This is a genomic window from Enterobacter cloacae complex sp. 342H5 (genome assembly GCF_050030905.1).
Classification (GTDB): domain Bacteria; phylum Pseudomonadota; class Gammaproteobacteria; order Enterobacterales; family Enterobacteriaceae; genus Enterobacter; species Enterobacter intestinihominis.
In genome coordinates, this window is sequence record NZ_JBLGVB010000001.1 from 2,680,512 (window position 1) to 2,698,242 (window position 17,731).

The 17,731-nt window shown below is 53.6% G+C and carries 19 protein-coding genes and 1 pseudogene; 11 read left to right on the top strand and 9 right to left on the bottom strand.

Annotation, left to right across the window (positions count from 1 at the left end; all coding sequences use genetic code 11):
* The first annotated feature begins 92 nt into the window (after positions 1 to 92).
* Positions 93 to 437: a RidA family protein gene (locus ACQG03_RS12815; protein WP_022648440.1), complete on the top strand. Its 345-nt coding sequence runs from the start codon at positions 93 to 95 to the stop codon at positions 435 to 437.
* 6 nt (positions 438 to 443) lie between these two features.
* Here the strand turns inward: ACQG03_RS12815 and ACQG03_RS12820 are convergent, their stop codons facing one another.
* Positions 444 to 623, bottom strand: a complete 180-nt coding sequence (locus ACQG03_RS12820) for a YoaH family protein (RefSeq protein WP_022648441.1) — start codon at positions 621 to 623, stop codon at positions 444 to 446.
* 61 nt (positions 624 to 684) lie between these two features.
* On the opposite strand from ACQG03_RS12820, the gene pabB reads away from it, so the two are divergent.
* From pabB to ACQG03_RS12840, 4 genes are all read left to right on the top strand, one after another.
* Complete coding sequence (gene pabB, locus ACQG03_RS12825) at positions 685 to 2,019, top strand: aminodeoxychorismate synthase component 1 (protein ID WP_063162949.1); 1,335 nt, start codon at positions 685 to 687, stop codon at positions 2,017 to 2,019.
* On the top strand, positions 2,016 to 2,594 hold the full coding sequence (locus tag ACQG03_RS12830) for a CoA pyrophosphatase (protein ID WP_022648443.1): 579 nt from the start codon (positions 2,016 to 2,018) through the stop codon (positions 2,592 to 2,594). Before pabB ends, ACQG03_RS12830 begins: the two co-directional genes overlap by 4 nt.
* A 184-nt stretch (positions 2,595 to 2,778) precedes the next feature.
* Positions 2,779 to 4,143 (top strand): L-serine ammonia-lyase, encoded by a 1,365-nt coding sequence (gene sdaA / locus ACQG03_RS12835; protein WP_063146325.1) that lies wholly within the window; start codon positions 2,779 to 2,781, stop codon positions 4,141 to 4,143.
* A gap of 130 nt (positions 4,144 to 4,273) precedes the next feature.
* Positions 4,274 to 5,872 (top strand): EAL domain-containing protein, encoded by a 1,599-nt coding sequence (locus ACQG03_RS12840; RefSeq protein ID WP_426726128.1) that lies wholly within the window; start codon positions 4,274 to 4,276, stop codon positions 5,870 to 5,872.
* A 6-nt stretch (positions 5,873 to 5,878) separates the two neighbouring features.
* Here the strand turns inward: ACQG03_RS12840 and yoaE are convergent, their stop codons facing one another.
* Positions 5,879 to 7,438, bottom strand: a complete 1,560-nt coding sequence (gene yoaE, locus ACQG03_RS12845; protein ID WP_023300354.1) for a CNNM family cation transport protein YoaE — start codon at positions 7,436 to 7,438, stop codon at positions 5,879 to 5,881.
* Positions 7,439 to 7,901: 463 nt separating this feature from the next.
* On the opposite strand from yoaE, the gene manX reads away from it, so the two are divergent.
* The 5 genes from manX to mntP all read left to right on the top strand — a co-directional run bounded on the left by manX (position 7,902) and on the right by mntP (position 12,056).
* The gene (gene manX / locus ACQG03_RS12850) at positions 7,902 to 8,864 is read left to right on the top strand and encodes a PTS mannose transporter subunit IIAB (RefSeq protein WP_022651434.1); all 963 of its coding nucleotides are present in this window, start codon (positions 7,902 to 7,904) and stop codon (positions 8,862 to 8,864) included.
* A gap of 47 nt (positions 8,865 to 8,911) precedes the next feature.
* Positions 8,912 to 9,712, top strand: coding sequence for a PTS mannose transporter subunit IIC (gene manY, locus ACQG03_RS12855; protein ID WP_022648448.1), 801 nt, complete (start codon positions 8,912 to 8,914; stop codon positions 9,710 to 9,712).
* A 12-nt stretch (positions 9,713 to 9,724) separates the two neighbouring features.
* Positions 9,725 to 10,576 carry a PTS mannose transporter subunit IID gene (locus ACQG03_RS12860; RefSeq protein ID WP_006810994.1) on the top strand — a complete coding sequence of 284 codons (852 nt, stop codon included), beginning with the start codon at positions 9,725 to 9,727 and terminating at the stop codon, positions 10,574 to 10,576.
* 54 nt (positions 10,577 to 10,630) lie between these two features.
* Positions 10,631 to 11,089 carry a DUF986 family protein gene (locus ACQG03_RS12865; RefSeq protein ID WP_063162948.1) on the top strand — a complete coding sequence of 153 codons (459 nt, stop codon included), beginning with the start codon at positions 10,631 to 10,633 and terminating at the stop codon, positions 11,087 to 11,089.
* Between the two features lie 400 nt (positions 11,090 to 11,489).
* Positions 11,490 to 12,056, top strand: a complete 567-nt coding sequence (gene mntP, locus ACQG03_RS12870) for a manganese efflux pump MntP (protein WP_032622454.1) — start codon at positions 11,490 to 11,492, stop codon at positions 12,054 to 12,056.
* Here mntP and rlmA read toward each other — a convergent pair.
* From rlmA to mgrB, 6 genes and pseudogenes are all read right to left on the bottom strand, one after another.
* Complete coding sequence (gene rlmA / locus ACQG03_RS12875) at positions 12,053 to 12,868, bottom strand: 23S rRNA (guanine(745)-N(1))-methyltransferase (RefSeq protein ID WP_063162947.1); 816 nt, start codon at positions 12,866 to 12,868, stop codon at positions 12,053 to 12,055. The two genes, mntP and rlmA, sit on opposite strands and share 4 nt — an antisense overlap.
* Positions 12,869 to 12,907: 39 nt before the next feature.
* Positions 12,908 to 14,653, bottom strand: a complete 1,746-nt coding sequence (gene ftsI, locus ACQG03_RS12880) for a peptidoglycan glycosyltransferase FtsI (RefSeq protein WP_023300357.1) — start codon at positions 14,651 to 14,653, stop codon at positions 12,908 to 12,910.
* 216 nt (positions 14,654 to 14,869) lie between these two features.
* Positions 14,870 to 15,079 carry a transcription antiterminator/RNA stability regulator CspE gene (cspE, locus tag ACQG03_RS12885; protein WP_001062678.1) on the bottom strand — a complete coding sequence of 70 codons (210 nt, stop codon included), beginning with the start codon at positions 15,077 to 15,079 and terminating at the stop codon, positions 14,870 to 14,872.
* 12 nt (positions 15,080 to 15,091) lie between these two features.
* Positions 15,092 to 15,236 (bottom strand): annotated as a pseudogene (locus ACQG03_RS12890) (DUF2627 domain-containing protein).
* 669 nt (positions 15,237 to 15,905) lie between these two features.
* Positions 15,906 to 16,193, bottom strand: a complete 288-nt coding sequence (locus tag ACQG03_RS12895) for a YebO family protein (RefSeq protein WP_023300358.1) — start codon at positions 16,191 to 16,193, stop codon at positions 15,906 to 15,908.
* A 74-nt stretch (positions 16,194 to 16,267) separates the two neighbouring features.
* Positions 16,268 to 16,411, bottom strand: coding sequence for a PhoP/PhoQ regulator MgrB (gene mgrB / locus ACQG03_RS12900; protein ID WP_003859906.1), 144 nt, complete (start codon positions 16,409 to 16,411; stop codon positions 16,268 to 16,270).
* Positions 16,412 to 16,571: 160 nt separating this feature from the next.
* Here mgrB and ACQG03_RS12905 point away from each other — a divergent pair, with 160 nt between their 5' ends.
* The gene (locus ACQG03_RS12905; RefSeq protein WP_022648454.1) at positions 16,572 to 16,811 is read left to right on the top strand and encodes a YobH family protein; all 240 of its coding nucleotides are present in this window, start codon (positions 16,572 to 16,574) and stop codon (positions 16,809 to 16,811) included.
* A gap of 63 nt (positions 16,812 to 16,874) precedes the next feature.
* Here the strand turns inward: ACQG03_RS12905 and kdgR are convergent, their stop codons facing one another.
* Positions 16,875 to 17,666, bottom strand: coding sequence for a DNA-binding transcriptional regulator KdgR (gene kdgR, locus ACQG03_RS12910; RefSeq protein ID WP_022648455.1), 792 nt, complete (start codon positions 17,664 to 17,666; stop codon positions 16,875 to 16,877).
* Positions 17,667 to 17,731: the final 65 nt, after the last annotated feature.

Sequence of the window (17,731 nt, forward strand, 5' to 3'; positions counted from 1 at the left end):
CCCTTCTCTCCGGTGCCACCCCAAATAGTGACGACGGCGGAACAATATGGCAGTCTTGCCGCCTGACGATGAAAGATAACGAGGATACGTTTATGACAATTACGCGCATTGATGCCGAAGCCCGCTGGTCTGATGTGGTGATCCACAACCAGACGCTGTACTACACCGGTGTCCCTGCCAATCTGGACGCCGACGCCTTCGAGCAAACCGCTAACACCCTGGCGCAGATCGACGCCGTACTGGAAAAACAGGGCAGCGATAAATCCCGCATTCTGGACGCGACGATTTTCCTGGCGAATAAAGACGACTTCGCGGAGATGAATAAAGCCTGGGATGCGTGGGTAGTGGCGGGTCACGCGCCTGTACGCTGCACCGTACAGGCCACGCTGATGAAACCGGAGTATAAGGTGGAGATTAAGATTATCGCGGCAGTTTAAGCCCGGTTATTCATCTTCATCTTCAAATCGCGCCACTATCCGCTCGCCGGTATGACTGGCGCGAATTTCCTGAGCGACGACGGTGATCGCTTCTCCGCTGCTCATACCCTGGCCCATCAGTTCCTGAATCCGCTCTACCGCTTTCTGCTGTTGGTCATGACTGAGAGAAGGTAAACCTGCAAACATCGTTAACTCCTGCTAAATTATTCGCGCTAATTATTTCACGCTACCCGGTAGTATGCCATACATGAACATGCGCTTCCCCACTGTTATGACCTTACCCTGGCGTGCAGACGCCGCCGAGTTCTGGTTTGCCCGTCTGAGCCACCTTCCTTTTGCCATGCTGCTGCACTCCGGGCATGCGGATCACCCCTACAGCCGCTTTGATATTCTGGTGGCCGACCCGGTTAAAACGCTGACTACCGATGCGCTGTCACCCACGGACGATCCGCTGATGCGGCTTCAGAACGAGATCCATGCTCTGGGCTTATCTGCCACACCGGATCCGGATCTGCCTTTCCAGGGGGGCGCGCTGGGCCTGTTTGGTTACGATCTGGGTCGCCGTTTCGAAAAGCTGCCCGAGCATGCACAGGCGGATGTTTCCCTGCCGGATATGGCGGTGGGGCTGTATGACTGGGCGCTAATCGTGGATCACCGTAAGCAGACGGTTTCCCTGCTTAGCCACCGAGATGTGCAGGCGCGTCTGGCCTGGCTTGAGGCGCAACGGCCCGCCACAGCGGAACACTTTATGCTGACCTCTGGCTGGCACTCGAACATGAGCGCGGCGGAATATGCGGAAAAATTCTCTCGCGTGCAGGCGTATCTTCACAGCGGCGACTGTTATCAGGTCAACCTTGCCCAGCGTTTCCAGGCGGCGTACCGGGGAGACGAATGGCAGGCATTTACTCGCCTCAATGCCAGCAATAAGGCCCCGTTTAGCGCATTTTTACGCCTTGAACACGGTGCCATCCTCAGCCTTTCGCCTGAGCGTTTTATTCATCTGGCTGACGGTATTATTCAGACCCGCCCGATCAAGGGCACCCTGCCGCGCCTTGCCGATGCTAACGCCGACCGCCAGCAGGCGGAGACGCTGGCGGCCTCGCCGAAAGATCGCGCTGAAAACCTGATGATTGTCGATCTGATGCGCAATGATATTGGCCGCGTCGCCGAGCCGGGCAGCGTGCGCGTGCCGGAGCTGTTCGTTGTGGAACCTTTCCCGGCGGTGCATCATCTGGTCAGTACTATCACTGCACGCCTGCCGGCCTCGCGAACCGCCTGCGATCTGCTCCGCGCCGCGTTTCCGGGCGGCTCCATCACCGGCGCGCCGAAGGTCCGCGCGATGGAGATTATCGACGAACTGGAACCGCATCGCCGCAACGCCTGGTGCGGCAGCATCGGCTATGTGAGCCTGTGCGGAACCATGGATACCAGCATCACTATTCGCACCCTGACGGCCTGCGACGGTAACCTTTACTGTTCCGCAGGCGGCGGCATTGTAGCCGACAGCCAAGCCGGGGCGGAATATCAGGAAACCTTTGATAAAGTGAATCGTATCCTGAAACAACTGGAGAACTCACGGTGAAGAAAGACAACCTGACGCTGGATGATTTTCTGTCGCGTTTTCAGCTTCTGCGGCCCCAGGTTAACCGCGCCGCGCTGAATCAACGTCAGGCGGCGGTACTGATCCCGGTCGTGCGTCGTGAACAGCCGGGTCTGTTGCTTACCCAGCGCTCACCGCATATGCGAAAACACGCCGGTCAGGTTGCGTTTCCGGGCGGCGCGGTGGACAGCACCGATGCTTCCCTGATTGCCGCCGCGCTGCGCGAAGCGCATGAGGAGGTGGCGATCCCCCCGGAGGCGGTCGAGGTGATTGGCGTGCTGCCGCCAGTGGACAGCGTAACCGGTTTTCAGGTCACGCCGGTCGTCGGCATTATTCCGCCCGATCTTCAGTATCACGCCAGCGTCGATGAAGTTTCAGCGGTGTTCGAAATGCCGCTTGAAGAGGCCCTTCGTCTGGGCCGCTATCATCCTCTGGATATTCACCGCCGCGGGCACGATCATCGGGTCTGGCTGTCGTGGTATCAGCATTATTTTGTCTGGGGCATGACGGCAGGCATCATTCGTGAGCTTGCGCTACAAATCGGCCTGAAGCCTTGACTATACTTTACATTCCACCCTTTTCTGGCAGGTTTGCGATCGGCGTCGCGCTATTAGCTAAACCATCGTTAACCATTAGTTTAATTCATGTGAATAGTTAAGCCGAGGTTAGTGTTCCCTCTTACACTATGCGCAGTTATAACATCGTTACTGGAACCCCAGTAACCCTGTCAGGAGTGTGAAAGTGATTAGTATATTCGACATGTTCAAAGTGGGGATTGGTCCATCTTCTTCCCACACTGTAGGGCCGATGAAGGCCGGTAAACAGTTCGTCGATGATCTGGTCGAAAAAGGATTACTGGAAAGCGTTACCCGAGTCGCCGTAGACGTTTACGGTTCACTGTCATTAACGGGTAAAGGCCACCACACCGATATCGCCATTATTATGGGTCTGGCGGGCAATATGCCGGACACAGTTGATATTGATGCCATTCCGGCATTTATCCGCGACGTGGAAACGCGCGGTCGTCTGCTGCTGGCTAACGGTCAGCACGAAGTGGACTTCCCGCAGGATGACGGGATGCGTTTTCGTAGCGACAACCTGCCGCTGCATGAAAACGGTATGACCATCCACGCCTGGAGCGGCGAAAAAGAGATCTACAGTAAAACCTACTACTCCATCGGCGGCGGCTTTATCGTTGACGAAGAACACTTTGGCAAAGAGAGCGCGGGCGATGTGAATGTGCCCTATCCGTTTAAATCTGCCACCGAGATGTTGGCCTATTGCAAAGAGACCGGTCTCTCCCTCTCCGGCATGGTGATGCAGAACGAACTGGCGCTGCACAGCAAGAAAGAGATCGAAGACTATTTTGCTAACGTGTGGCAAACCATGCGCGCCTGTATTGACCGCGGGATGAACACCGAGGGGGTTCTGCCTGGGCCACTGCGTGTGCCGCGTCGTGCCTCTGCGCTTCGCCGTATGCTGGTCACCACCGACAAATTCTCCAATGACCCTATGAATGTGGTTGACTGGGTGAACATGTTTGCGCTGGCGGTTAACGAAGAGAACGCAGCGGGTGGTCGCGTGGTGACGGCGCCAACCAACGGCGCGTGCGGTATCGTTCCGGCGGTGCTGGCCTACTACGATCACTTTATTGAGCCCGTGACATCGGAGATCTATATCCGTTATTTCCTCGCGGCAGGCGCTATCGGCGCGCTGTACAAGATGAATGCCTCCATCTCCGGTGCCGAAGTAGGCTGTCAGGGTGAAGTGGGCGTGGCCTGCTCTATGGCGGCGGCCGGTCTGGCGGAACTGCTGGGCGCAAGCCCTGAGCAGGTGTGCGTGGCGGCGGAAATCGGCATGGAGCACAACCTCGGTCTGACCTGTGACCCGGTTGCCGGCCAGGTGCAGGTACCGTGCATTGAGCGTAACGCCATCGCCTCCGTCAAAGCGATCAACGCCTCGCGTATGGCGATGCGCCGTACCAGCGAGCCACGCGTGTCACTGGATAAGGTTATTGAAACCATGTACGAAACCGGCAAGGACATGAACGCGAAGTACCGTGAGACTTCGCGCGGCGGTCTGGCCATTAAGGTGCAGTGCGACTAAACCTTCCTTTTCGCCCATCTGCAACAGATGGGCGAATTTTCCCACCGCCTCTCGTCGCTTCACGTATTCCCCACTACACTGTCACTGTTGCGTCTGGCTTTTCCGGCCGGTGCTTATCAGGCGACCGTTCATGCAAACTGCACAAACGATCATTAAAGACTATCGCCGAAAGCGCGTTATCGTCTGTGTTACGGTTGCGCTCGTTACGCTCGTCCTGACGCTGGGCATTCGCTTTATTTCACAGCGCAACATTAATCAGGATCGGATCCACGACTTTACTCACCATACCGTGCGTGCGCTTGATAAGGTGCTTCTTGCGTTAGAAACCCAGCGTGAAACTCTACGTTTTCTGGTTGATATGCCCTGCGCTGAAGCGAATCCGATACTGCGAAAACAGGCGGCGATCCTCCAGACCGTGCGCTCCATCGCCCTCGTCAAAGACGGAATACTGTATTGCTCGAGCGTATTTGGCAACCGAAATATGCCCGTCAGTGACATTGAGCCGATGCTTCCGTCCAGTGAACCCAGGCTGATCTTGTTGACCGATCGGTGGCTGTTAAAGGGCAGTCCGGTACTGATTCAGTGGTCACCCCTTGCGGGCGACGGCAGTGACGGGTTGATGGAGGTAGTGAATATCGATCTCATCACCAAAATGATTCTGGAGCCACAGCGGCCACAAATCACCGACGTGGTCCTGAGAGTAGGCGATAATTTTCTCCGCGACGGGCAGCAGGTGACGAATACGCCGACCTTCGATGAACACGCCTCCCTACTGGAACAGTCTTCACAGCACTACCCTTTCAGCGTCACGGTCAGCGGCCCGGGGGCAGGCCAAATGGCATTGAAAAATCTGCCCACCCAGCTACCGCTGGCGTTGATGCTCAGTTTACTGATGGGCTATATCGCCTGGCTTGCCACGGCGCGACGCATAAGTTTCACCTGGGAAATTAATATGGGGATTGCTGCCCGGGAGTTTGAACTCTTCTGCCAGCCGCTGGTAAACGCCCGCACCCGGGAATGCGTTGGCGTCGAGATCCTCCTGCGCTGGAACAACCCGCGTCAGGGCTGGATTTCTCCCGATGTCTTTATCCCCCTGGCTGAAGAACATAGCCTGATTGTTCCGCTTACCCGCTACGTCATCAGCGAAACGGTGCGGCAGATAGGCTTTTTCCCGGCCTCACGGGATTTCCATATTGGCATCAACGTGGCCGCCAGCCATTTTCGCCGCGCTGCGCTGATCCGGGATCTCAACCGCATCTGGTTTAAGGCGAACCCTGTTCAAAAGTTGATTGTAGAGTTAACCGAACGCGATGCGTTGCTCGATGTGGATTACCGCATCGTGCGGGAGCTGCATCGCAAAGGGGTGAAGCTTGCGATTGATGATTTTGGTACGGGCAATAGTTCTCTTTCGTGGCTTGAAAAACTTCACCCGGACGTGCTGAAAATTGATAAATCCTTCACCACCGCGATCGGCACCGACGCCGTGAACTCAACGGTAACGGATATTATTATTGCGCTGGGCCAGCGGTTGAATATTGAACTGGTTGCAGAAGGGGTTGAAACCGAGGAGCAGTCACGCTATTTGCGCCGCCACAGCGTACATATTTTGCAGGGGTACTTGTATGCGCGGCCGATGCCGCTGCGGGAGTTTCCGAAATGGCTGGCGGAAAGTAACCCTCCGCCAGCCCGTCACAACGGACACATCGTGCCTTTATTGCCGTTACGCTAGATAGCGTTACTCTTCTTCGTCGTGTACAGAGTGCTCTTTAACAATACGAACCATATCAACGCGATAGTCGTTGGCTTCAACGATGGTAATTTGCAGCGGCGGCAGCTCAAGCACATCACCGATACGCGGGATCTGCCCGTTAACGGCAATCACCAGCCCCGCTACCGTGGCGATGTCTTCATCGTCATTGACCACGTTTTCGACGCCCAGCGTGTGCGAGAGCGCATGCAGGTCAGTTGTGCCTTTCACCAGCCAGCCGTCACCGTCGGCAACGATTTCTGGCGTTTCATCCGCATCAGGGAATTCACCGGCAATGGCTTCCAGCACGTCCAGCGGCGTTACCAGACCTTGTACCACACCAAATTCGTTGGTGACGATAACAAAGCTCCCGCGAGCACGACGCAACACGCCCAGCAGGTTAATCGGATCCAGCGTCTCCGGCACCACGATGGCAGGCGACGCGGCCGCTACGGCCTCGACGTTGACGCCCTCTTCCAGCGCCACGAGCATCTCTTTCGCGCGCACCACACCGATGATCTCATCCAGCTCGCCCCGACAGACCGGGAACAGGCTGTGCGGCGAGGAGAGCAGCTGCTGGCGAATTTCGTCGACGCTCAGGTTGGCGTCCACCCAGCTGATTTCACCGCGCGGCGTCATAATGCCGCGCAGGGAGCGGGAGGCCAGCGAAAGCACGCCGTTGATCATGTAGCGTTCTTCTTCCACAAACGCGCCTTCCGGCACCGGAACCGGGTTACGGTTCTCGTTATCCGCCTGCACGTTCACCTGACGACGCCCGCCCATCAGGCGCAGGATCGCATCGGCGGTACGCGCGCGCAGCGGCTGATTCGACTGCTGCTTAATGAAGTTACGGCGCGCAATCTGGTTAAACAGCTCGATCAGAATCGAGAAGCCAATCGCGGCGTACAGGTAGCCTTTCGGTATATGGAAACCAAAACCTTCTGCCACCAGGCTCAGACCAATCATCAACAGGAAACTCAGACACAGCACGACGACCGTCGGATGTTGGTTGACGAAACGCGTCAGCGGTTTCGACGCCAGCAGCATTACCGCCATCGCAATCACAACCGCCGCCATCATCACCGGCAGATGGTTCACCATGCCAACCGCTGTAATCACCGCATCCAGTGAGAAGACCGCATCAAGCACCACAATCTGCAGGACCACCACCCAGAAGCTGGCATACCCCTTACCGTGACCATCATCATGCTGCCGGTTCTCCAGCCGTTCATGCAGCTCTGTTGTAGCTTTGAACAGCAGGAAAAGCCCCCCCACCAGCATGATTAAATCACGGCCGGAGAAGGTGAAATCCATGACGGTGAACAGAGGCTTAGTCAGCGTAACCATCCACGAGATCACGGACAGCAGGCCCAGTCGCATGATCAGCGCCAGCGAGAGGCCGATCAGACGGGCTTTATCACGCTGTTTCGGCGGCAGCTTATCCGCAAGGATGGCAATAAACACCAGGTTATCAATACCGAGAACGATCTCCAGCACGACCAGCGTAAGCAAGCCTACCCAGATTGACGGGTCCATTAAGAATTCCATGACACGCTCCTGCTAAAGGAATGACAAAACGGTGCCCCGCTAATTTCGGGCATTTCAAAGGGAATGGGGGTCGATGCGTGGCGAAGGTCGCCGGTGAATAAGGCGCGGGATGGCCTGGAAGATAACTGACGTCGGTGACGGTCCATATAGTGGGCTGTAGCCCTATACTCCTGAATAATTAAACGGACGCTAAACATATCAGAGACAATGGGTTTTTAGCAAAGATTTACGTTCCTTTGCAAACTTCTGTAACACACGTGGTTTATCTTACAGAAAAATCTGTAAGGCGTAGCTAAATTACGGATCTTCATCACATAAATTATTTTTTCACTATCTAAAATAATTCGCGGAAGTCTTGGTTTTTTAGAACTCTAACCCTTATCTGAATCGATTCGGTTCGCCAATACGATTCTCAGTACGCCTGCCTGGCAGACGTATAAATGATAATAATAGGAGGTAGCAAGTGACCATTGCTATTGTCATAGGCACACATGGTTGGGCTGCGGAGCAGTTACTCAAAACGGCAGAAATGCTGTTGGGCGAGCAGGAAAACGTCGGCTGGATCGATTTCGTTCCCGGTGAAAACGCCGAGACGCTGATTGAAAAGTACACTGCTCAGCTTGAGAAGCTGGATACCAGCAAAGGCGTGCTGTTTCTCGTGGATACATGGGGCGGTAGCCCGTTCAACGCTGCCAGCCGCATTGTCGTCGATAAAGAGCATTATGAAGTCGTCGCCGGGGTAAATATCCCAATGTTGGTGGAAACCTTCATGGCGCGTGACGACAACCCAGGCTTTGACGAGCTGGTGGCGCTGGCGGTGGAAACCGGTCGCGAAGGCGTGAAGGCGCTGAAAGCACAGCCGGTTGAAAAACCTGCCCCTGCCCCTGCTGCACCAAAAGCCGCGGCACCGGCGAAGCCAATGGGTCCGAACGATTACATGGTTATCGGCCTTGCGCGTATTGATGACCGTCTGATCCACGGCCAGGTGGCGACGCGCTGGACCAAAGAGACCAACGTACAACGCATCATCGTGGTCAGTGACGAAGTGGCCGCCGACACTGTCCGTAAAACCCTTCTTACCCAGGTTGCACCGCCGGGCGTCACCGCGCACGTCGTGGATGTCGCCAAAATGATCCGCGTTTACAACAACCCGAAATATGCGGGCGAACGCGTGATGCTTCTGTTCACCAACCCGACAGACGTTGAACGCATTGTTGAAGGCGGCGTGAAAATCACCTCCGTTAACATTGGCGGTATGGCTTTCCGTCAGGGCAAAACGCAGGTCAACAACGCGATTTCAGTGGATGCGAAAGATATCGAGGCCTTCAACAAGCTGAATGCACGCGGTATCGAGCTGGAAGCCCGTAAGGTTTCCACGGATCAGAAACTGAAAATGATGGATTTGATCGGCAAAGTGGGGAAATAAGCCCGGGCCGGTTTTTCATATAGAGCTTATGTTATAGGAGAAGTGCAATGGAGATTACTACTCTTCAGATTGTGCTGGTGTTCATCGTCGCGTGTATTGCGGGTATGGAGTCCGTACTTGATGAATTTCAGTTCCACCGCCCTCTGGTGGCCTGTACGTTGATTGGCGCCGTTCTCGGTGACATGAAAACCGGTATCATCATCGGTGGTACCCTGGAAATGATCGCCCTCGGCTGGATGAACATCGGTGCGGCAGTTGCGCCAGATGCCGCGCTGGCGTCCATTATTTCGACCGTTCTGGTTATCGCCGGTCATCAGAGTATCGGTGCCGGTATCGCGCTGGCCATTCCACTGGCCGCGGCAGGCCAGGTGCTGACCATCATTGTTCGTACCATCACCGTTGCCTTCCAGCACGCGGCGGATAAGGCGGCCGATAACGGCAACCTGACAGCGCTCTCCTGGATCCACGTCTCGTCCCTGTTCCTGCAGGCGATGCGTATCGCTATTCCGGCCGTTATCGTGGCGATTTCCGTTGGGACCAGTGAAGTTCAAAGTATGCTGAACGCCATACCAGAAGTGGTCACCGGCGGTCTGAATATCGCGGGCGGTATGATTGTGGTCGTAGGTTACGCGATGGTCATCAACATGATGCGCGCAGGCTATCTGATGCCGTTCTTCTACCTTGGTTTCGTTACCGCTGCATTCACCAACTTCAACCTGGTTGCGCTGGGTGTGATTGGTGCGGTGATGGCGATTCTTTATATCCAGCTCAGCCCAAAATACAACCGTGTCGCGGGTGCCCCTGCGCAGGCTGCTGGTAACAACGATCTCGATAACGAACTGGACTAACAGGTGAGCGAAATGGTTGATATGACAAAAACTACCACTGAGAAAAAACTCACTCCGGGTGATATTCGTGGCGTGTTCATCCGTTCTAACCTGTTTCAGGGTTCATGGAACTTCGAACGTATGCAGGCGCTCGGCTTCTGCTTCTCCATGGTGCCGGCAATCAAACGCCTGTATCCGGAAAACAACGAAGCACGCCGTCAGGCAATTAAGCGTCACCTGGAATTCTTCAACACCCACCCTTACGTAGCGGCGCCTGTTCTGGGCGTAACGCTGGCGATGGAAGAGCAGCGTGCAAACGGGGCTGAGATCGACGATGGTGCTATCAACGGTATTAAAGTCGGTCTGATGGGGCCGCTGGCAGGCGTGGGCGACCCGATCTTCTGGGGTACCGTGCGTCCGGTCTTTGCGGCACTGGGCGCCGGGATCGCCATGAGCGGCAGTCTGCTTGGTCCCCTGCTGTTCTTTATCCTGTTCAACGCGGTGCGTCTGCTGACCCGCTACTACGGCGTGGCGTACGGTTACCGTAAAGGGGTGGATATCGTTAAGGATATGGGCGGCGGCTTCCTGCAAAAACTGACTGAGGGGGCGTCAATCCTCGGCCTGTTTGTAATGGGGGCTTTGGTTAACAAGTGGACGCACGTGAACATCCCGCTGGTGGTATCGACGATCACCGGTCAGGATGGTCAGACGCGCGTCACCACCGTGCAGACCATTCTGGACCAGCTGATGCCTGGCCTGGTACCGCTGCTATTAACCTTCGCCTGTATGTGGCTGCTGCGTAAGAAAGTGAACCCGCTGTGGATCATCGTTGGCTTCTTCGTCATCGGTATCGCGGGCTACGCCGTCGGCCTGCTGGGTCTGTAATAAAATGCGTTACCGACCGGGGGCTTGCCCCCGGTCTTTTTATCTGGAGGATGAATGACTGTCACGGACACCGTACTGGTTTTATTTATTGTTGCCCTTCTGGCTTACGCGATCTATGACGAGTTCATTATGCCTCGCCGCCACGGCGAGACGCTGCTGACCCTTCCCCTCTTACGCCGTGGGCGCATTGATGCGTTTATCTTCGCCGGTCTGGTAGTCATCCTGATTTACAATAATGTGACCAGCCACGGCGCAATATTAACCACATGGTTATTATGTGCGCTGGCATTAATGGCGATTTACCTGTTCTGGTTCCGCTCGCCAAAACTCATTTTTAAAAAACACGGATTCTTCTTCGCCAATGTCTGGATAGAATATAACCGCATTAAAGAGATGAATTTATCCGAAGACGGAGTTCTGGTGATGCAATTAGAACAACGCCGCCTGCTCATTCGGGTCAAAAATATTGACGACCTGGAAAAAATCTACAAATTACTCCTTAAAACTCAATGAATTAATTTTATAGCATCGGCTATGTATTGTATTATTCTCATACCAGAAATATAGCCGATGCTATATCTCCCCTGCGAATTAACTTATATTTATTAACGATACTTTTACGCATAAACCTAAATGAAAATCGTTATCAACATAGTGGCTTTATAAAGCCATCTTCGTTGTTGTTTTATATTCTCAAAATATGTTAAGGTTGCGCCCGTCGTTGGGGAGTAGCCGATTTCCTGCCTGCGGGAAATGTACGTGTCAACATACTCGTTGCAAAACGTGGCGCGTACGGATCGTATTCAGCACACTTACTGTGCCAAAAGCGATCAGGCGAGACCATAGATACATCAACTGCTGTTTACTGGGGGCAGTGATGTGTCATATGGATATCCCCGGTCTGGACGCACTTATGAATATCTCCGCTACGATCCTTCTGGCTTTTGGCATGTCCATGGACGCATTTGCCGCCTCTATCGGTAAAGGTGCCACCCTCCATAAACCTAAATTTTCCGAAGCCCTGCGCACCGGTCTCATCTTTGGCGCAATCGAAACGCTGACGCCGCTTATTGGCTGGGGTCTGGGGATGCTCGCCAGCCAGTTTGTGCTGGAGTGGAACCACTGGATCGCCTTCGTGCTGCTGGTGTTCCTCGGCGGACGCATGGTAATTGAAGGTTTTCGTGGCAACAGCGATGAAGATGATGCGCCGCTGCAACGCCACGGCTTCTGGCTTCTGGTGACAACCGCTATCGCAACCAGCCTGGACGCAATGGCTGTCGGTGTCGGTCTGGCGTTTTTGCAGGTCAATATTATCGCCACCGCGCTGGCGATTGGCTGCGCCACGCTGATTATGTCAACGCTGGGGATGATGGTGGGGCGGTTCATTGGCCCGCTGTTAGGCAAACGCGCCGAAATTCTGGGCGGTATCGTGTTGATCGGAATTGGTGCCCAAATACTCTGGGCACACTTCGCGGGTTAATCTTCGCGCTGCCAGCAATGGATGCTGAAATCCGTCTGGCAGCGAAATTCTGTCTGTGCTGCCAGCGTTTCCCACACCTCTGGTTTTGCCCGCCACGCAAACGGCGTCATTTGCAGTAACGCCACCGCTTCACTTCCCTGCAACGTCATCTCATACGCCACTGACTGCGCCTGCTTTAACGCGAAGCCCGCCAGCTGTTCAGAGTGCGGCGCATGCAGGTGAACTTCATCATAGATCAGCCCTTTTAGCTCCAGCAGATGACGCGGTCCCGGCGTAACGGTGATAACCCACCCGCCGGGCTTAACGACGCGCGCCAGCTCCTCTGCCTTGCACGGGGCATAGATACGCACCACGGCGTCCATACTCGCTTCCTCAAACGGCAGGCGGTGGCTGGAGGCCACGCAGAACGTTACCGCTGAGTAGCGTTTTGCAGCTGCACGGATAGCCACTTTCGACACGTCCAGCCCGTAAGTTTCGGCGCCCTTCCCAGCCGCGACGTCAGCAAACGTGGCGGTGTAGTAGCCCTCGCCGCAGCCGATATCCAGCATGGCGGATGCGCCTTCTGTCAGATATTGACGGAGTAAGTCGACAACGGTATCCCTGAGCGGTTGATAGTGCCCGGCGTCAAGAAACGCCCGGCGCGCCTGCATCATCTCCGCGCTGTCACCCGGATCCCGGGAGCGCTTGTGCTGTACCGGCAGAAGATTGACATAGCCCTCTTTAGCCCGGTCAAACTGATGTCCCAGTGGACAGATAAACGTTTTCTCCGCGCGCGTCAGCGGCGCGTGGCAAAGGGGACAACTGAAAGACATGACAGCTCCAGGGCGAAAACCAAAAGGCGAAGTGTACCGCTATTCGCCAGGGTTATAAACGGCTGGGTGACGCATCACGATCAGATGGTCAGAATCTGCCGGCAGCCCGTCTGGCTTCACGTTTTCCAGGCGCAAGACGTTACCCATAATTTCGCTGAACACGGGCGCGGAAACGGCCCCGCCGTAGTAGGCTCCGTTTTTCGGATCGTTGATCACCACCACCAGTGCAAAACGGGGATCGCTGGCGGGCGCAACGCCTGCTGTGTAGGCGACGTATTTATCCACATACTTACCGTGTTCATCGATTTTTTTGGCCGTCCCGGTTTTAATCGCCACACGATAGTTACGCACCGCCGCTTTGATCCCGCCACCGCCGGGTAACGCGACGCTCTCCATCATGTGTTCCACCTCGTGAACAATCTCCCCGGGCATCACCCGTTTGCCAATCACGGGGGGATCGATACGGGTGATGGACAGAGGCCGTTCAATGCCATAGCTACCGATGGTGGCATACACATGCGCCAGCTGGAGGGGAGTAACCATCAGGCCATACCCAAAGGCAAAGGTCGCCCTGTCTAACTGACTCCAGAATTTTCGCTGCGGCAGTAAACCTGAGCTTTCTCCCGTTAAGCCAAGCCCGGTACTCTCGCCAAAACCAAAGTTTTTATAGGTATCAAGTAACCGTTGCACGGGCATCGCGAGAGAAAGACGGGATACGCCCGTGTCGCTGGATTTTTGCAGGATCCCGGTCATGGTCAGCTCGGGGTAGTAGCCCACATCGCGAATACGATGGCCATCAATGGTGTAGGGATGCGTGTCTATCACGCTGTCAGGCTGCACCAGCCCCTGCTGTAGCGCCGTCATCAGCACCAGAGGCTTAACGGTCGAACCCGGTTCAAAGGTGTCGCTGATCGCGCGATTACGAAAGTCATCCAGTGTTGCCCCTTCCCGATTGTTGGGGTTGAAGTCAGGGAAGCTCGCCATCGCCAGAATTTCGCCCGTCTGGATATTAATCAGCACCGACGCGCCTGACTCGGCTTTATTCCACGCCACGGCATTGTCCAGCGCGTCTTCGGTGATAGTTTGCAGGCGTTCATCGATACTAAGCTGGATATTATGTGCCGGTACGGGCGCCACCTCCGTGAGGTTCTCAACCACATGCCCGTAGCGATCTTTCCTGACCAGCCGCACGCCTGCCTTCCCGGTGAGCTGCGTGTTAAAGCTTTTCTCGACGCCCTCAATACCCTGACCATCAATATTAGTGAAGCCAATCAGGTTTGCCGCCACGTGTCCGGCAGGATAAAAGCGGCGGGACTCATCGCGTAGGTTGATACCGGGAAGACGCAGCTTATCAATCCACTTTGCCTGGGAGGGATCAACCTGACGAGCTAGATAAATGAATCGCCCGTGCGGATTGCTGTTTATTCGCGATGCGAGCGTGCTCAGAGAAAGGTGTAAAGCATTTGCCAGGGCCTGCCAGCGCGAATCAAAGCCGATCCCCCCTTTATCAAGCACAGTTTTGGGATCGGCCCAGACGGCCTGGACAGGTACGCTTACCGCAAGGGGACGCCCTTCACGGTCAACAATCATCCCACGCGGGGCGTCTATCGCCACTTCGCGCAGGGAACGCATATCCTCCTGCTTCACCAGATTATCCGGTTTGATAATTTGTAGCCATGCCACGCGGCCTAACAGAAAAGCAAGGCTACAAAAGATGGCGAGACACAGAAGTGCAAAACGTGCCGGTGTAAAGTTTCCGTTGGCCGTTATTGTCTTTTTTTTCACTTTAACCCCAGGGCTGTTAATCAACGCCCTGATTTAACGGGAAAAAGGGATAATAAGGCGGGAAAACAATGCTAATAATCTCGCGGGTTTGAAACAAGATAATAACAGAGGAGGAATACGTAACATTTTGAAAAATAAGTGAATAAAAAAGCCCCGCATCGGCGAGGCTTATGTCTGAGATCGAAGCGCTAAGCGCTTCAGTCAGCAGTGATTCGATCAGATAGCAGTTACGTTAACCGCAGCTGGGCCTTTCTGGCCGTCCTGAATTTCGAACTCAACGTTCTGGCCTTCAGCCAGAGTTTTGAAGCCGTTACCCTGGATTGCAGAGAAGTGTACGAACACGTCTTTGCTGCCGTCAGCAGGAGTAATGAAACCAAAACCTTTAGACTCGTTGAACCACTTAACTTGACCTTTAATCTTTGCCATTTGCAAAATTCCTTAGAGTGTTTTCTTAGCCCGCAGGCTTTAACATAGATAAAACTGAGACATTACTGCTTGAGGCACTAATATAAGGTTCGGCAGAGAAGCGGTATTCAACGACAACGTGTTTACTCAGGACTTCTTTACTGAAAATGCCACACATAAACAGAACTGTACCTCGTTTGACCCAAAACGTGTTATCACACACAACGTTTAATATGGCAAGCCATTTTTAAACGTGTCTCGATCCGCCGCACAAAATCAGGCGTTACTCCATAACAATCTGCACAGTTATGCGAATTGTCAAATGAAGCGCCACCTGACCTCACCGCCCACAGGGTGCGCTGACGCGCCCTGTAATCAAAGACTTTTTAAACATAGCTCAATCATTTCAAAGCGTCCATCCCAATCCCTGAATTTCTTTAAAGGAATGACTGAGTTAGAACATTTTGTGAAAAGTTATGCTGAAAACATCGCAATGCACCAGAGTGTGACAGTGAATAAACGATGTTAAATACATTTTGCTAACTGTATTAAAATCCACCATTTAATAAGCGTTATTCTGCACCAAAATAATGAAATTTTTATGACTCTGCCTCAAAACAAGGCAAGCAAAACGTTTCGATAAAAATAAAACACTTCAGGAAAGTTAAAGCTCACAATTTATTCAACGAAACGGTACGACTTGTATAAGGATAAATATTCGCCAGTTTTCAGTATACTGAAACAGTAGTTAACTGCTGCTTAATTATATATTGGGATGTTATGGGACACATTTGATAAGGGAGGAGATTTACGCCGCACGTCAGGCCACCTCCCCGTTCCGGGCAGACTATCGTTCGGCCACCAGGCGAATGAACTCTTCCTCGTCTTGTTTTTGAGCATCAGCTTCCTTCGGCACCGCTTTCTCCTCCGGCTCGTTGGCTTCGCACAGACGACGCAGCAACGCAGTCTGCCGTTTCTGCTGATCGAGCAATGCTTCCAGCAGCTCAATCTGCTCGTTTGTGCGGGAGCTGGCGCGATTAACGAAGAACCACAGCACCAGTCCAACGACCAGCACCACTAAAGACATTACCAGGGATGCAATGCTCAGCAGCCCCGAATTCATTAACTCACCCATTTCACCACCTCAGTAAAAACAGTCATTTTACCACTGCAGCCACGTAAGGACATCGCTCAGTGCAAAAATAGCCACTACCAGGGGATAAACTTATTGATTGAACAAATGCCGCTAAAGAACTGTACATCCTGATCGCACATCACATTGATAGTCTGCGTCCACAGCACCACGCATGCTATCAGCACTATAATCAGAATTACCCAGCGTATTTTTTTCACTCCACACTCCGTCTTATGACCTGATGTAGCCAGGTTATCACGGCTATCTTAAACAGGGGCTAACTGTACCTTCAACAGACGCTTTTCGGAATCGTGCACTTGTTTCACTGCGTAAACCCGTTACGCTTACTCCATGACAACAAAGAAAAAAGAGGCATCGATGCGTTTACTCGTTCGTACGATAATTGTACTGGCACTTGTGTGGATCGGCCTGCTGTTAAGTGGGTATGGCGTATTAATGGGAAGCAAAGAGAATGCCGCGGGTTTGGGTATTCAGTGTAAATATCTCACCGCCCAGGGGGTAAGCACGGCTCAGTACATCCATTCCGACAGCGGGATCATCGGGTTAACCAACTGTCCTGTGCTGCGTAAATCATCTGTTGTGGTTGATAACGGCTAATCAGAGCTAAATTTCGCTTACAAAAACGCCGCAAGAGTGCGGCGTTTTTATTGGAGGCATTGATCAGAACGGGTATTCGTTATAGCCCATCTGCTCTGAAATTTTGCGCGCTGCGGTATGCAGAATTGCCACATACTCATGAAGACGCTCTTCGGAGAAACGCAGCGTTGGGAAAGAGATGCTCAGTCCCGCAATGACAACGCCGAAGCGGTCAAACACCGGCACACCGATGCAGCGCAACCCTTCTTCCTGCTCTTCGTTATCTTCCCCATAACCCTGCTCACGCACTTTATCCAGCACGCTCAGTAGTTCATCCGTACTGGTAATCGTGCGATCGGTGCTGCGTTTGTATTCCACACCGTCAAGGATTTGCTTAACCTCTTCACGATCGCGCCAGGCCAGCAGGACTTTACCAATTGCGGTACTGTACAGCGGGTTACGACGACCGATGCGTGAATACATGCGCAGGTTGTACATGGAGTCAATTTTGTGGATGTAAACGATGCTGTCTTCATCCAGTGCGCCGAGGTGAATTGTCTCTTTCGTCAACCGCGAAAGTTCACGCATCTGAATGTCAGCGCTGCGGATCAGATCCACGTTCTGCAAGGCGCGGGCGCCCAATTCAAACAGTTTCAGGGTCAGAGAATATTTTTCTGATTCTCCTTCCTGCGCGACATAACCCAATGATTTCATCGTCTGCAAAAAGCGATAAACGGTGCTTTTCGACATCATCACACGCTGCGACAACTCTGTAATACCAATTTCACGCTCTTCTCCGAGCGCCTGCAAGATGCCAAACACCTTCAGCACGGAAGAAACAGAATCTGGCTGCTTATCCAAATCTGCGATTGCCATTTATCACCTCATGGAGAGTGTTTTATAAAAATCAGAACCGGTTTTTATTATAAATTCGTGTGATG

Bases quoted from the DNA above. Each gene is read 5' to 3' on its own strand.
- ACQG03_RS12895 (WP_023300358.1), bottom strand. From the start codon at position 16,193: ATGGGTGAGTTAATGAATTCGGGGCTGCTGAGCATTGCATCCCTGGTA.
- ACQG03_RS12815 (WP_022648440.1), top strand. From the start codon at position 93: ATGACAATTACGCGCATTGATGCCGAAGCCCGCTGGTCTGATGTGGTG.
- mntP (WP_032622454.1), top strand. From the start codon at position 11,490: ATGAATATCTCCGCTACGATCCTTCTGGCTTTTGGCATGTCCATGGAC.
- cspE (WP_001062678.1), bottom strand. From the start codon at position 15,079: ATGGCAAAGATTAAAGGTCAAGTTAAGTGGTTCAACGAGTCTAAAGGT.
- ACQG03_RS12865 (WP_063162948.1), top strand. From the start codon at position 10,631: ATGACTGTCACGGACACCGTACTGGTTTTATTTATTGTTGCCCTTCTG.
- rlmA (WP_063162947.1), bottom strand. From the start codon at position 12,868: ATGTCTTTCAGTTGTCCCCTTTGCCACGCGCCGCTGACGCGCGCGGAG.
- ACQG03_RS12905 (WP_022648454.1), top strand. From the start codon at position 16,572: ATGCGTTTACTCGTTCGTACGATAATTGTACTGGCACTTGTGTGGATC.
- ACQG03_RS12820 (WP_022648441.1), bottom strand. From the start codon at position 623: ATGTTTGCAGGTTTACCTTCTCTCAGTCATGACCAACAGCAGAAAGCG.
- ACQG03_RS12860 (WP_006810994.1), top strand. From the start codon at position 9,725: ATGGTTGATATGACAAAAACTACCACTGAGAAAAAACTCACTCCGGGT.
- kdgR (WP_022648455.1), bottom strand. From the start codon at position 17,666: ATGGCAATCGCAGATTTGGATAAGCAGCCAGATTCTGTTTCTTCCGTG.
- manY (WP_022648448.1), top strand. From the start codon at position 8,912: ATGGAGATTACTACTCTTCAGATTGTGCTGGTGTTCATCGTCGCGTGT.
- ACQG03_RS12840 (WP_426726128.1), top strand. From the start codon at position 4,274: ATGCAAACTGCACAAACGATCATTAAAGACTATCGCCGAAAGCGCGTT.
- pabB (WP_063162949.1), top strand. From the start codon at position 685: ATGAACATGCGCTTCCCCACTGTTATGACCTTACCCTGGCGTGCAGAC.
- yoaE (WP_023300354.1), bottom strand. From the start codon at position 7,438: ATGGAATTCTTAATGGACCCGTCAATCTGGGTAGGCTTGCTTACGCTG.